Here is a 13388-nt window from a genome sequence, read left to right on the forward strand (position 1 = left end):
AAAACAACACAAATGAACGAAATGCAACATAATGATGTAAAAGACCTGGTTATTATAGGTGGTGGCATAAACGGTTGTGGCATAGCACGTGATGCAGCTGGTAGAGGATTAACTGTATCTCTTTTCGAGATGGGCGATCTTGCTCAAGCAACCTCCTCAGGCTCAACTAAGTTGTTTCATGGCGGATTACGCTACCTTGAATATTATGAGTTCAGACTGGTTCGCGAGGCACTTATCGAAAGAGAGCGTTTACTAAAAGCCATGCCGCACATAAGCTGGCCACTTCGCTTCGTTTTACCGCACCACAAAGGGCTTCGTCCAAGTTGGCTATTAAGAGTAGGACTGTTTATCTATGATCATCTAGGGGGCAGAAAAATTTTACCTGCCACTAAAACTCTTAATTTTGCAGAAGACAAAACAGGTATCCCTCTTAAAAAGTCACTAAAGAAAGGGTTTGAGTATTCCGATTGCTGGGTTGATGACGCTCGTCTAGTAGTCCTAAATGCAAGAGACGCAGAAAATCGTGGCGCCAAAATTCACACTAGGACACGTGTTGAGTCCGCAGAAAGAGTGGAGGGTTTATGGCGGGTAACCGTCAGAGATTTAATCACTAATGAAGAAATGAAAGTTCAGGCGAAAACGGTTATCAACTGCGCTGGTCCTTGGGTAGCAGATGTCCTTAATAACAGTCTTCACCTGAACTCAAAGCATGGCGTCAGGCTAGTTCGAGGAAGCCATATCGTTGTAAAGAAACTTTATGATCACGATCGCGCCTATATCTTCCAACAGAGTGATAACCGGATCATTTTTGCTATCCCCTATGAAGATGACTTCACTTTAATTGGCACAACTGATGTGGATCACGAAGGTCCAGCCGAAAAAGCTTACTGTACTCCAGAAGAACAAGAATATCTTTTGAAAGCTGCCTCTGAGTACTTTGAGAAACCACTAAAAGATTCTGATGTTGTCTGGACCTACTCTGGCGTTCGTCCCCTTTACGATGACAATGCCTCCTCAGCCACTGAGGCAACTAGGGACTATGTTCTAAAGGTAGATTCTGTCAACGGACGAGCAGCAGCACTCAATGTGTTTGGTGGAAAGATTACCACTTATCGAAAACTTGCCGAGTCCGCTTTGAGAGAGATTGAAAAATTTCATCCCCAAATGGGTAGAGCATGGACAGCGGGTATCCCTCTTCCTGGTGGAGACTATGAACTAACAGATAGTGACAATCTGCTTAGTAAGATTCAGATGAAATACCCATTCCTAGACAACCGTTGGGCAAAACGAATGCTAAGAACCTATGGAACAGACACTTTCAATATACTTGGTAAGACAACAAATATTGAAGAGCTGGGGCAGCATTTTGGCTATAACCTTTATGAATTAGAGGTTAACTGGTTACAGGATAATGAATGGGCAAAAACTGTTGAAGATATCCTTTGGCGAAGAACGAAGCTTGGCTTAAGAATCGATACAGAGAACAAAGCCAAACTTAATGCTTACCTTGCAGCAGATGGAGTGTAAAAAAGCCCAATAGCTATAAGTCTGATATATGACTATGATAATAAAAAAGTTAATTACGGAATGTTAGATGCGCCAACATCGCAGGTTTGAATTCATACTCGATAAGATCGCTGAAAGTGGTTTTGTGACTATAGATGAACTCACTTCATCACTTGAAGTGACGCCCCAAACTATAAGACGTGATGTCACTCAATTGGAAACGGAGGGGCGCGTAAAACGTTATCATGGTGGTGTTGGTGCGGTTGAAAACAGCACAACAAACAGCTCTTATAAAACTCGTAAAAGTGTTAATTCGGACGCTAAACAAACTATTGCAAAACTCGTTGCTGATTATATCCCCGATGGCGCATCCCTATTTATCAATATCGGCACCACAACAGAGGCAGTCGCCGAAGCCCTGTTGAGCAAACAAAATCTGACCGTAGTGACCAACAACTTGAATGTCGCTGTTACCTTATCCTCTAAGAGTGACTTCACAGTCATTGTTGCAGGTGGCGAAGTTCGAAACAGTGATGGTGGCATTGTCGGCTCTCCAGCGACAGACCTCATAAACACCTTTCAGATGGAGTACGCAATCATAGGCATCAGCGGTATTCAACCAGATGGCACCCTGCTTGATTACGACCTCAGGGAGGTCAGAGTGTCACAAGCCATTATAGCAAATGCCTCAGAGGTACTCCTTTGTAGCGATAACTCCAAATTTGGCAGAACACCCATGGTGAAACTAGGGCACATTAAGGACATATCAAGACTGTTTACGAATGACTGCCCCGATGATCAGTTCGCCAATCTTTTAATTCAAAATGATGTAGTCATTCACTGTCCAGGAAACAATCCAGTCTCTAATCGCCAACTATCAGAGTAAAAGCCACAAAAGCCAAGCTGTAAGCCAAAACACCATACCCCACAAACAGACCGGCCGGCAGCGACCAGCTACCGCTCTCCCTGCGCAACGTTGCTAGAGTTGAGACACACTGCGAAGCAATGGCGAAGAAGACAAACAGAGCGACTCCAGAAGCCAAAGAGATGCCAGAATCCTGAATCTGTTGAGCCAAGGATGTAAACTCCTCCTCGGCACCTTCAATACCATAGAGTGTACCCAGTGTGCCGACAAAGACCTCACGCGCTAGGAACGACGCGATAATGGCAACACCGTACTTCCAATCCAGGCCGATGGGTTCAAAGATAGGCGCTATGAATTTACCAATAGCCCCCAACCAGGATTCACCCAAATTTGCCCCCTGATTAGGGAAGTAGCCTAACACCCAGACCACCACACTGACCCAGAAGATCACGGGGCCTGCACGTTTCACAAAATCACCACTGCGTGACCAGGCCAACTGGCCTAAAGTTTTTGCACCCGGTAGACGATAGGGAGGCATCTCGAGAACAAATGGGAGATCACTCCCCTTACCTGCCTTTACTCTAGAGAGTAACGACACGATCAACAAGGCCATAACGATTCCGAATAGATAGATCGCCAACATGGCCAGACCTTGCAACCCTACTGCACCACCTAGAAGTGACTCATTGGGAATAAACGCGACAATAAGAAGCCCATAGACAGGTAGTCGAGCCGAACAAGGCATAAGCGGAATGGCAAAGTAGGTTAACCAGCGACGTCTTGGTGACTCTATGGTTCGTGCTGCATAGATGCCTGGGATAGCACAGGCGACACCCGATAACATTGGGACAAAACTTTTACCAGTTAGACCAAAAGCGCGAAGCGGTCTGTGACAGATGACAGCGGCCCTAGCAAGGTACCCTGAATCTTCCATAAAACCGACGATCAACGTCAGAATAAAAATCTGAGGTACAAACACCAAAAAAGCACCCAGCCCGCCAAATAGAGCATCTTTAACAAAGTCATGCAGCATACCGCTTGGTATCAGAGGCAACACAGAGTCTGCCGTGAGTCCAATCAGTGACTCTACGCCATCCATCAAAGGAGCGGCCCAACTGAATATCGCTTGGAAGAGTAAAAACATGATCAACAGAAAACTCAGACCACCCGTCAGGGTACTGAGGAAGAATTGATCCGCTCGGTTATGAACCAGAAGCAGGTAGTCCCCTTTGGGACCAAACTCATTCGCCAACGATTCCGCTAGATTTCGGAACACAGATGCGTCAAACGCAATCAGATCCTCTTTTAGCTCGCTCTTTGGAACCTCTATCCCCTGCCCTGAGCGTGTAATGATTTGATCGACGCCTACACCGCTCTTTGCAGAGATCGGAATGACCGGCATATCCAAGCGTTGCGACAGCCCTTCAGCATCAACGCTCTGATTATGACGCTCAAGAACATCATGCATATTGGTCACAATCATCACTGGATGACCAGCACGTCGACAGGCCTCCCTAACCTGCAACGCAAATACCAGACCTTTTTCCATGCGGGTCGCATCGACAACACAGACAACGGCTTCTATGTGACCGACAGGAACGTCCAACAATTTATAGAAGGCATCTACAGCAACTTGCTCTTCGCCCGAAAGAGGGGTTAAAGAGTAAGCGCCAGGAAAATCGACTACTAATAAGTCTGATCGACCGACCGCTGGCCCTGTTGAGGTATCGACTGTAATTCCAGGAAAGTTTGCCACACGCTGATTCATACCGGTAAGACGATTGAACAGCATCGATTTTCCCGAGTTGGGGCTTCCGACCAGTAGTAGTTGTTTCATTATTCAGACGTGACCGGATGTGCAATCACACACTCTGCGATTGTCTTTTCAAGTGAGTAGACTGCGTTACCCACTTTATACAATTTAGGAGCGCCCAAACGAGGTGCTTGAGTACATAAAACGCGAGCGCCTTGATGGAACCCCAGCTCCTCCAAACGCGCTTTCACAGCAGCATCCAAAGCGGGGGTAAACCCTTCAATAACACTTTGAATACCCCGTTTCATCTGCCAGAGATTGGCACATTGAATTTGAGACACAATGAATATCCTTAAACCTATATAACAATTCTAAATGAGAATCATAATCATTTAAACCAAAATTTAAGGATTTATTGATCATGCAAAAGAAGATTATTCAGGCTCAATCACGTAATCGATGAACTCATCTTCTGTGATTTCGTTATCTTTGACTTCGTAGTAGCTCAAGACAGAAGCGTTAGCTTCGATGACACTGCGCTGATCACCGCTGACCAACGGATGCCATTGTGGAAGCTCATGCCCCTCATAGATCAGGCGGTAGGCACAACTTTGCGGAAGCCAGTGGAACTCTTCGACATCTTTTGGATGCAATTTGACACAACTGGGCTGGCGAGTGGATCGGTTAGGATAATCCGTGCACTGGCAGTTATCGGTATTCAGAAGGTGACAGACGACGGTGGTGTAGTAGACCTCTTCTGTATCCTCATCCTCTAGTTTGTGCAGACAACAGAGGGCACAGCCGTCACAGAGAGACTCCCACTCGTCGTGGGTCATCTGTTCCAGTGATTTACTGCGCCAAAACACCTCTGACATTAGCGGACGCCTGTCTCTGGACGATCCATGTGGATATCGAGCATATAGTCCTCTTTAGGAGGCGGCATCTGCAGGTAAAAACCTTGGTCACGGATGCTTTCAAGCACTTTTGCGGTATCGGCGCGCGCCAATTTACGTTCGGCAGTTAATGGCATATCCATAGAGTGAACAGGAGTACCAAAGATCTCGATAAGGGCATCCGGAACACGCTCTAAGCCTTCACGCTTATCAACGTAGAGATACATCTCATCTTTTTTTGAGCTTTTATAAATAGAACAAATTAACATCAGTTTGACTCGTTTAATTCTGCTAGCTGATCAAGCAGAGCCTGACCAATCAAAGGTTTACGCCATCCACATAGGCTATCTGGCAATTCATAATGACCCGTCTCAACACCTGTGCGAATCAACGCTTCAATATCTCGTTTTCTCAGCATCAGCTCCGGCGCCACATTGTGTTGCTCCGCCGCTTTGGCACCAACTGCACGCAAGGCTTTAAGGTGAGCATGAAACTTGAACTTCAGCGGCTGCTCAATCGGCTCTGGCGGGTTATCTTGGGCTGACTTATCGGCATTTTTCAGGCAGCGAATAATATCGTTACCAAAATCCCAGACGTTGCCTGAACGCAACCCTTCAATTTTTCTCAAATCGTCGCGCTTATTGGGCCACTGCTGAATCACATCGATAATCTGATGGTTAGACAAGATGCGATTGCGGGCTTTATCCCTCAAACGGCTGGTGCGTTCACGCCAAATGGTCAGGTCTCGCAGAGCCGCTAACTTACGCGTCGGAATATTCCAGAGCTGTGAGAAACGTCGATAGTAGTCATCAATATTCGCTTCGTTAGCAATGACACTGGCAACTAGCTCTTCGCACTCCTCTTTGACCCACTCGGTGCGCCCCAACTTCTCAAGCTCTTTAAACTGCATCTGAACGATTTCGGCTAGGTAGCAGACATCCAGTGCCGCATAGAGTGTCTGATTATCAGTTAGCGGGCGTTGTAGCCAGTCGGACTTGGTTTCACCCTTATCCAGATCGATATCCAGCGCATGTTTAACAAGACGCTGAAGTCCCATACTGAAACCCCAACCACAAAAAGCGGCCGCGACTTGGGTATCAAACATCGGTGAGGGTGCCGCTTTATAGCGATGTTTAAACAACTCAACATCTTCTCCACAAGCGTGCAGAACCTTTAAGACCTGAGGCGCTTCTAGCAGCTCTCTGAATGGGCGCCAGCGTTTTATAGGCAGTGGATCAATCAGATAAACACTGTGCTGATCAGCGACTTGAATCAGGCCTGGCTTTGCGTAGAAGGTGGAGGTACGAATGAACTCAGTATCCAAGGTAATCAACGGCACCTCTAACCACTGCTGACAGTAGTGAGCCAACTGCTCTTCGGTATCGATCCAGATTGGGTTTTTGGCCGCTTGTCTCAGCTTGGCAAAGTCGTAACCGCTAAAATCTATCAACTTATCGCTCCATCTGGCGGCGACCGGCCAGCGCATGCGCCAGAGTACCGCCATCTACGTACTCAAGCTCGCCACCTACAGGCACCCCGTGAGCAATACGACTGATACTGACATCAACATCGCGAAGCTGTTCGGCAATGTAGTGAGCGGTCGCTTCACCCTCTACCGTTGGATTGGTGGCCAACACCAGTTCGTTAATCTCGCCCTGGTAGACTCGATCCAAAAGCTGATCGATTTTCAAATCTTCCGGCCCTACTCCATCGATCGGCGACAGGTGCCCGCCCAATACAAAATAGAGGCCTGCGTAGCCCCCCGTCTGCTCGATCGCCATCAGATCAATCGGTGATTCCAAAACACACAAGGTTTTACGATCACGCGCTGCATTACTGCAGATATCGCAGACGGCCTGCTCAGAGAGCGAGTGGCATTGTTCACACTCACCAATATTCTGAGCAGCATCAGCCAGCGCACCACTGATCTGGATGGCAGCATCGCGATCACGCTCTAACAGGTGCAACGCCATACGCTGAGCCGTCTTAGGGCCCACTCCCGGTAGGCGACGCAGTGCGCTGATTAGCGATTCTAGTTTAGGGGTTAACGACATAATTAAAACGGCATCTTAAAGCCAGGTGGCATACCCATACCTTGGGTGATTTTCGACATCTGCTCTTGGCTGGTGGTTTCAACCTTACGCACCGCATCATTAACCGCTGCAGCGATAAGATCTTCTAGAATCTCTTTATCCTCTTCCATCAAAGAGTCATCGATGCTGACACGTTTTACGTCGTGACGACCGTTCATAACGATGCTGACAAGACCTGCACCCGCTTCACCCGTCACTTCAGCGCGAGCGATCTCCTCTTGCGCTTTCTGCATGTCCTCTTGCATCTTTTGGGCCTGCTTCATTAGGTTGCCCATTCCACCTTTCATCATAACTATGACCTCACTCTATCTCTAAAGGCTCAACGGAGAGTTCATCTAACTGTCCATCGAACATCTCAATTAATCGTTCCACATTGGGATCTTGTTTCAAATGCCTTACCGCCGCTATGCGTCGCTCTTCAGCACGGCGAATACGGTAGTTCACCGGCGTTTCACGAGTCTGTTCAGCCAGCTGAAAATCAACCGACATCGGCTCTTGGAAAAAGGCGGTAATCGCATCAGCAATACGTTGTTTGTGCTGATCACTGAAGAGCGCTTCCTGCTCAGCCGTATAGTGCAACACCATACGGTTCCCCTGAAGTGTCTCAAGGGACATCGCCTTAGCCAAGCTCTCGGTCATACCGGTTAGATCCAGTTGGGCAATCAAATGCACCCAATCTTCAAGCGCAAAATTGGAGAGCGTAATTGATTTTTCTAGCGTTTTTTTAGCCTGTTCTTTCTGCTCAACCGGCTCAACTGCCTCTACTGGCTTAACCTCTTCAACTACTGGTTGCTCATCCGGCTTATCGTAAGTGGCTAGTGGCGTCTCTTCGCCAAACAGATCAATCGCACTGTCGTTAGATTCAACAGGGTCAATAGCCGGCTCATCCATGAGTTTATCCATGGGCTCAGCTGGCTTAAATGGTTCAGATGGCTCAACCCTAGCGGACTCCAACGGAGCCGATACGGCCTCCATCGAGTCCGCTTCAAACTTTTTTGCCGTTGGCTCCTGATCTGCATAGGCCTCAGCGGGAATATCCTCCCATGGCGGGGGATCATTCACTGGAGCAGACTCTGGCTGCGCTAGCGTCGCTTGAGTCTCTAGCGGCTTTTCAACAACTGGCGTTTCGATCGCTGGCTGTGGTTCCGGCTCACTGACAGCAGGCTCATTTTCAACAGGCCTAGAGATCTCAGACGGCTTAACGGGTGGCGCATCGATAGGACGCTGATCGACAGGACGGAAGGCCAACATACGTAACAAGCACATCTCTAATGCTTCACGAGGGTTCGGTGACATCGGCAGATCACGACGGCCTGTTAATGCGATTTGGTAGTAGAGCTGTATCTCTTCTGCACGCACCTTGCCAGCAAGCGCTTGAATCTGAGCCTGATCCCCTAAGCTATTATCGATCGCAGCAGGCACCACTTGAGCCAAGGCTACTCGATGCAGAATCGAGATCATCTCAGCTAATACACCAGCAAAATCGGGCGAAAACTCAGCCATGGCTGCTACTCGATCGATCGTTGCTTTACCGTCACCGGCCACAATCGCATCCAGTAGATCAAACACCAAGCGATGATCAATGGTACCCAACATAGCACGCACATCACCTTCACGCAGCGCACCAGAGCCAAACGCAATGGCCTGATCGGTCAACGACAGCGCATCACGCATAGACCCATCCGCAGAACGCGCAATCAGCCAGAGTGAAGCGTCATCAAAGGGGATGGACTCTTCGCCCAGTACAAACTGAAGGTGAGAGACGATCTTCTCTGGCGCCATGTTCTTCAGGTTGAACTGAAGACAACGACTCAAAATGGTCACTGGCAGTTTCTGTGGATCGGTTGTCGCCAGTAGGAATTTAACGTGCGGTGGTGGCTCTTCCAACGTCTTCAACAAGGCATTGAATGACGAGGTCGACAACATGTGTACCTCGTCTATTAGGTAGACTTTGTAGCGACCTTGAGTTGGTGCGTATTGCACGTTCTCTAACAGCTCACGGGTATCTTCCACTTTGGTACGTGAAGCCGCATCGACCTCGATAAGATCAACAAATCGACCTTCAGCAATTTCGATACAGGAGCTACAACGACCACATGGCTCCGAGCTGACGCCCTCTTGGCAGTTCAGCGCTTTAGCAAACAGACGTGCAATGGAGGTTTTACCCACACCTCGCGTGCCGGTAAACAGATAGGCGTGGTGCAACCGGTTCTCGTCGAGCGCATTCACAAGCGCTTTTAGAACGTGCTCCTGCCCTACCGTTTCAACGAAACGACGGGGACGCCATTTACGGGCTAAAACCTGATAACTCATCCTATCCTCAGTGGTCGGAAAATTTTAACCCGATACTAACATTTATCGTTGGTGAGGGAGAGTCAAACAGCGGGAATTTTTACCAGAAATGGAGATGGCCCCACCAGCCACATCCCGGCACATGAGTCGACCGCTGTGGCTGCTCCCTTCCGGGCCTGACCAGGTTCACGGTTTATCATTGCGGGAGGACCAATGGAGCCACCACAAAAACACCTCGAATGAGGAGCGCGAAGTATAAGCACCCCGCTAGGCTATTGCAAATGAAGTTAAAGCAGACCTGACAGCATCACACCCGCCAGAAGCGTCAATGCCACCGCCATGCCTCGATTGATTCGCTGCTCGTGCTTTTCCAGTAGCGCCAAGCTTTTGCGTGTACTTAGCAGTAGCGAAACGATGATGTACCAGAGGGTATCAGTAACCCAGGGCGTTACGACCAGCAGCGTCTGCGTTTCAAAGGTTGATTCAGAGCCGACAAAAGGGGCAAAAATCGCAATAAAAAAGAGCATCAACTTAGGATTGAAGGTCGCAATAACGGCCCCATCACGAATCGCCTGCCAATAACTGGTTCGCGAGCGCTCTTCAGGCGCAATCTTCATCGATCCACCCTGCCAAGCGCCGCGTGCCATGTTCAGTAGATAAAGGGCGGCGATGACGGTTAAACCCACCTCTATCCAAGGCAAACGAGCCAGCAGCTGACTTAACCCTACGACCGTCAATAGAGCCCAACCACCGACCATTAAACCGTGCGAGATTGCAGTTAATAGACCATGAACACGGGATCCATTTAACGCCTGGTTTACAACAACCAAAAGGCTGGGACCGGGTGAAACTGCCCCCAAAGTACAGACCGCTAATAGGGTTAACCACTCAACTAAATTCACAAATACCTCAATGAAAAAGCTATGTTAAACTCCGCGCATTCTAGAACTTATGGAAACAGGTGTCATGGCGGGATCACTTCAAGACCAATTGTTAAAAGCGGGCCTTGCTAACAAACAACAGGCAAAAAAGGCGACGATTGAGAAGCGCAAAAAGAAAAAGCAGTCTCCTGATGAGGTCGCTGCAGAAAAAGCCAAACAGCAAGCGGATATCCAAGCCAAACGCGAGCAGAAAGCGGCACAAGATCGCGCCTTGAATGAGGCACGTGATGCGGAACAGGCAGAGAGAGCAATCGACGCTCAAGTGAAGCAGCTGATTGAACATCATCAAATTACGATATCTGAGCGCGCAGAGACTCGTTACCAGTTCGCTGATGGCAAGACCATCAAGCACATCTACATCGATGAGTCGATGTTTCAGCCGCTTACTCGCGCCCAGATACGGGTCGCTAAACTCGGTGAAGGTTATGCTTTAGTACCGGCCGTTGTGGCAGAACGAATAGAACAGCGTCGTCCTGAACGAATCATTCCTCTGTCTAGCGATCAACAGGTGAGTGATGAGGATGATCCTTATGCGGATTACGCGATTCCTGATGATTTGATGTGGTAGGTTGGAGCGTAAATAGAAGGCGGATGACAGGCTAAAGCCAGTCACCGGTGCACGTAACGTATTACGGAGTCATGGTGACTGGCCTTCAGCCTGTCACCCGCTCTGACAGCGTTTTCCAGAGACTCACTCAGAATACCGCCTAGGAACACGCGCTGTTAGCCCCGCAAACAGCGTGTAGTCGATGGTATCGCAGCATTTAGCGACCCTATCCGCAAGTAACTGTTCATTGAACATGATCACCTCATCACCTACCGACACTGACGGCAAATCGGTCACATCAACGGTAATCATATCCATTGAGACACGACCGACGATCGGTGCTTCAACACCATTAACCAACACAGGTGTACCTTGCTTCGCTTGGCGCGGATAGCCATCGGCATACCCAATGGCGATCGTCGCAATTTTACGAGGTGATTCCGCGGTATAGGTTGCACCGTAACCCACCGACTCACCCGGTGAAATATCGCGCAACGCAATAATGGCTGTTTTCAGCGTCATAGCAGGCTGCAAACCTTGCAAACCCAGCTCACTCGGCGTTCCACCATAAAGCCCAATGCCTAGCCTCTGCCAACTATCAGCAGGCGTTGCTTGGGTAAAAATTCCGGCAGAGTTAGCAAAACTACTGAGGTTAGTTTTGACTGGATTAAACCGCGACTGTGCAAACTCATTACGAGGATGGGCAGGCTGATCGGCGCAGGCAAAGTGACTCATCATAACCGGTGTAGGCAGTCCCTCTATAGAGGAGAACTGCTCCATTACACCCGCTACGGCATCTGCATCAAAACCGAGGCGATGCATACCAGAGTCCACTTTTAACCAGATCTGTGGTCGCCAATCGGTCGTCGACAGATAGCGAATTAGCCACTCAATTTGATAGTCACTGTGACAGACCACCCAAAAGTTTTGACGCTCACAAGAGGCTAACTCCTCCTCTGAAAAGCAACCTTCAAGCAGCAGAACAGGCGCTTTAAGGCCACCCTCACGCAGCTCTAGCGCTTCCTCGATAGAGGCAACACCAAAGGCATCGGCATCAGACTCTAAGGCTAGCGCCACCTTAACAGCGCCATGACCATAAGCATTCGCTTTAACCACGGCCAGAGTTTTGGCCTGCAGATTTTGCTGCTTGGCCAGTGCCAAATTATGTTTGAGGGCAGCTAAATCGATCTCAGCAACAAGAGGACGAGGCATGATTAGTCGGCTGTCACCATGATGGCATCGATCTCGATATCGACTGACTTAGGCAACTCTTTCACAGCAAACGCAGCACGCGCTGGATAGGGCTCGTCGAAGTAACGCGCCATCACCTCATTGACCTTGGCAAAGTGCGACATATCACTCAAAAGAATAGTCAATTTCACTGCTTCGTTGAGCGAGCCACCTGCCGCTTCAGCAATCGCTTTTAAATTTTCAAACACCTGAACGGCCTGCGCTTCGAAGCTTTCAGTCACCAGCTCCATCGATTCTGGAATCAAAGGAATCTGACCTGAGATGTAGACCGTGTTACCCACTTTGACAGCTTGTGAATAGGTACCAATGGCAGCCGGTGCATTGGGTGTAGAGATGGTGCTGCGATTAGACATGAAGCGCTCCTGATCAAGAATATTAAACTCAGGCCATTATCGCAGAGATCCTGGTTCTGACAAGTAGTAGAACTTTGTTTACTATTAGCCAACTAATTTGGGAGCCAAGATGAAACGCGCTGATCAACTACTGCTGGATAAAGGTCTGTGTGATAGTCGCACGCAAGCACAACGTACCATTAAAGAGGGGCGCGTTAGCTACCTTGATAAAGCCTGGCGCATCTTAAGCAAACCCGGCATCAAGCTTCCCGAGTCGACTGAGTTTCAGGTGACTCTGTCTGAAGTCGACCAGTACGTTTCGCGTGGTGCACTGAAACTGAAAGGCGCCGTTGAGATCTGCCAAATTGATCTTAACGATGTTCATGCCATCGATGTTGGACAATCAACCGGTGGCTTTACCGATTACCTCGTTCAACAGGGTGCCGCCTCTGTACTAGGTATTGAAGTGGGACATGACCAGCTGGCACAGAAGCTGAGATCCAACCCAAAGGTGACCTGCCTTGAAGGCTATAACGCGCGTGAACTCAAGCCTGAGCTAAAAGCACACAGCCCCACTGGACAGTTTGATCTAGCCGTTATGGATGTCTCATTCATTTCGCAAACCCTTATTTTGCCGGGACTTTGCCAACTACTGGACAGAGGGAGCTACCTAGTCACACTGGTGAAACCTCAGTTTGAGTTAGGAAAGGAGCACATAGGCAAGGGGGGAATCGTCAAATCGACGGATCTCTATAAAGAGCTGGAGGAGCGTTTTAAAACGCTGATGTCCGAGTTAGAGATGAGAGTAGTGACCTACATCGACAGCCCTATTAAAGGGGGTGATGGGAATCACGAGTTTCTGCTCGTCGCAGTAAAAGACCCGCTCACCCAATAATGGGGAGCGGGAAACCTGGA

15 protein-coding genes and 1 other RNA gene are annotated in these 13388 nt (G+C 48.8%); 4 read left to right on the forward strand and 12 right to left on the reverse strand.

Features of this window, described 5'->3' with window-relative positions; genetic code table 11:
- The first annotated feature begins 12 nt into the window (after window positions 1–12).
- Together glpD and XMA127_RS08890 are read left to right on the forward strand one after the other, a co-directional pair.
- Window positions 13–1527 (forward strand): glycerol-3-phosphate dehydrogenase, encoded by a 1515-nt coding sequence (gene glpD, locus XMA127_RS08885; RefSeq protein ID WP_173484620.1) that lies wholly within the window; start codon window positions 13–15, stop codon window positions 1525–1527.
- A gap of 67 nt (window positions 1528–1594) precedes the next feature.
- Window positions 1595–2392 (forward strand): DeoR/GlpR family DNA-binding transcription regulator, encoded by a 798-nt coding sequence (locus XMA127_RS08890; RefSeq protein WP_173484619.1) that lies wholly within the window; start codon window positions 1595–1597, stop codon window positions 2390–2392.
- Here the strand turns inward: XMA127_RS08890 and XMA127_RS08895 are convergent.
- The 10 genes from XMA127_RS08895 to XMA127_RS08940 form a co-directional block, all read right to left on the reverse strand.
- Window positions 2370–4208: a ferrous iron transporter B gene (locus XMA127_RS08895; protein WP_173484618.1), complete on the reverse strand. Its 1839-nt coding sequence runs from the start codon at window positions 4206–4208 to the stop codon at window positions 2370–2372. The genes XMA127_RS08890 and XMA127_RS08895 overlap by 23 nt on opposite strands.
- Window positions 4208–4465, reverse strand: coding sequence for a FeoA family protein (locus XMA127_RS08900; protein WP_217362075.1), 258 nt, complete (start codon window positions 4463–4465; stop codon window positions 4208–4210). The genes XMA127_RS08895 and XMA127_RS08900 overlap by 1 nt, the downstream gene beginning before the upstream one ends.
- Window positions 4466–4558: 93 nt before the next feature.
- Entirely contained in the window at window positions 4559–4999 is a 441-nt protein-coding gene (locus XMA127_RS08905) for a YcgN family cysteine cluster protein (protein WP_173483100.1), read from the reverse strand.
- Entirely contained in the window at window positions 4999–5286 is a 288-nt protein-coding gene (locus XMA127_RS08910) for a YcgL domain-containing protein (protein ID WP_173484617.1), read from the reverse strand. The genes XMA127_RS08905 and XMA127_RS08910 overlap by 1 nt, the downstream gene beginning before the upstream one ends.
- Window positions 5286–6521, reverse strand: coding sequence for a ribonuclease D (rnd, locus tag XMA127_RS08915; RefSeq protein ID WP_254442830.1), 1236 nt, complete (start codon window positions 6519–6521; stop codon window positions 5286–5288). The genes XMA127_RS08910 and rnd overlap by 1 nt, the downstream gene beginning before the upstream one ends.
- Window positions 6469–7071 carry a recombination mediator RecR gene (gene recR / locus XMA127_RS08920; protein WP_173481359.1) on the reverse strand — a complete coding sequence of 201 codons (603 nt, stop codon included), beginning with the start codon at window positions 7069–7071 and terminating at the stop codon, window positions 6469–6471. The genes rnd and recR overlap by 53 nt, the downstream gene beginning before the upstream one ends.
- A 2-nt stretch (window positions 7072–7073) precedes the next feature.
- On the reverse strand, window positions 7074–7400 hold the full coding sequence (locus XMA127_RS08925) for a YbaB/EbfC family nucleoid-associated protein (RefSeq protein WP_173481360.1): 327 nt from the start codon (window positions 7398–7400) through the stop codon (window positions 7074–7076).
- A 10-nt stretch (window positions 7401–7410) separates the two neighbouring features.
- A complete protein-coding gene (dnaX, locus tag XMA127_RS08930) occupies window positions 7411–9423 on the reverse strand; it encodes a DNA polymerase III subunit gamma/tau (protein ID WP_173484616.1) in 2013 nt (670 codons plus the stop codon).
- Window positions 9424–9521: 98 nt separating this feature from the next.
- Window positions 9522–9618, reverse strand: an RNA gene (gene ffs / locus XMA127_RS08935) — signal recognition particle sRNA small type.
- A 71-nt stretch (window positions 9619–9689) separates the two neighbouring features.
- Window positions 9690–10304, reverse strand: a complete 615-nt coding sequence (locus tag XMA127_RS08940; RefSeq protein ID WP_173484615.1) for a LysE family translocator — start codon at window positions 10302–10304, stop codon at window positions 9690–9692.
- A 64-nt stretch (window positions 10305–10368) separates the two neighbouring features.
- On the opposite strand from XMA127_RS08940, the gene XMA127_RS08945 reads away from it, so the two are divergent.
- Window positions 10369–10911, forward strand: a complete 543-nt coding sequence (locus tag XMA127_RS08945) for a DUF2058 domain-containing protein (RefSeq protein ID WP_173481363.1) — start codon at window positions 10369–10371, stop codon at window positions 10909–10911.
- A gap of 123 nt (window positions 10912–11034) precedes the next feature.
- On the opposite strand, the gene alr is transcribed toward XMA127_RS08945, so the two are convergent.
- On the reverse strand, window positions 11035–12102 hold the full coding sequence (gene alr / locus XMA127_RS08950; RefSeq protein ID WP_173484614.1) for an alanine racemase: 1068 nt from the start codon (window positions 12100–12102) through the stop codon (window positions 11035–11037).
- 2 nt (window positions 12103–12104) lie between these two features.
- Window positions 12105–12494, reverse strand: coding sequence for a RidA family protein (locus XMA127_RS08955; protein WP_173481365.1), 390 nt, complete (start codon window positions 12492–12494; stop codon window positions 12105–12107).
- Between the two features lie 109 nt (window positions 12495–12603).
- On the opposite strand from XMA127_RS08955, the gene XMA127_RS08960 reads away from it, so the two are divergent.
- On the forward strand, window positions 12604–13368 hold the full coding sequence (locus XMA127_RS08960; protein ID WP_173484613.1) for a TlyA family RNA methyltransferase: 765 nt from the start codon (window positions 12604–12606) through the stop codon (window positions 13366–13368).
- Window positions 13369–13388: the final 20 nt, after the last annotated feature.

It is taken from the genome of Marinobacterium sp. xm-a-127, assembly GCF_013283425.1.
Taxonomy (GTDB): domain Bacteria; phylum Pseudomonadota; class Gammaproteobacteria; order Pseudomonadales; family Balneatricaceae; genus Marinobacterium_E.

What these genes read in the sequence shown, in the direction of transcription:
- glpD (WP_173484620.1), top strand. Translation starts at nt 13, where the DNA reads ATGAACGAAATGCAACATAATGATGTAAAAGACCTGGTTATTATAGGT.
- XMA127_RS08890 (WP_173484619.1), top strand. Translation starts at nt 1,595, where the DNA reads ATGCGCCAACATCGCAGGTTTGAATTCATACTCGATAAGATCGCTGAA.
- XMA127_RS08895 (WP_173484618.1), bottom strand. Translation starts at nt 4,208, where the DNA reads ATGAAACAACTACTACTGGTCGGAAGCCCCAACTCGGGAAAATCGATG.
- XMA127_RS08905 (WP_173483100.1), bottom strand. Translation starts at nt 4,999, where the DNA reads ATGTCAGAGGTGTTTTGGCGCAGTAAATCACTGGAACAGATGACCCAC.
- XMA127_RS08910 (WP_173484617.1), bottom strand. Translation starts at nt 5,286, where the DNA reads ATGTTAATTTGTTCTATTTATAAAAGCTCAAAAAAAGATGAGATGTAT.
- rnd (WP_254442830.1), bottom strand. Translation starts at nt 6,521, where the DNA reads ATGGCGGTACTCTGGCGCATGCGCTGGCCGGTCGCCGCCAGATGGAGC.
- recR (WP_173481359.1), bottom strand. Translation starts at nt 7,071, where the DNA reads ATGTCGTTAACCCCTAAACTAGAATCGCTAATCAGCGCACTGCGTCGC.
- XMA127_RS08925 (WP_173481360.1), bottom strand. Translation starts at nt 7,400, where the DNA reads ATGATGAAAGGTGGAATGGGCAACCTAATGAAGCAGGCCCAAAAGATG.
- dnaX (WP_173484616.1), bottom strand. Translation starts at nt 9,423, where the DNA reads ATGAGTTATCAGGTTTTAGCCCGTAAATGGCGTCCCCGTCGTTTCGTT.
- XMA127_RS08945 (WP_173481363.1), top strand. Translation starts at nt 10,369, where the DNA reads ATGGCGGGATCACTTCAAGACCAATTGTTAAAAGCGGGCCTTGCTAAC.
- alr (WP_173484614.1), bottom strand. Translation starts at nt 12,102, where the DNA reads ATGCCTCGTCCTCTTGTTGCTGAGATCGATTTAGCTGCCCTCAAACAT.
- XMA127_RS08955 (WP_173481365.1), bottom strand. Translation starts at nt 12,494, where the DNA reads ATGTCTAATCGCAGCACCATCTCTACACCCAATGCACCGGCTGCCATT.
- XMA127_RS08960 (WP_173484613.1), top strand. Translation starts at nt 12,604, where the DNA reads ATGAAACGCGCTGATCAACTACTGCTGGATAAAGGTCTGTGTGATAGT.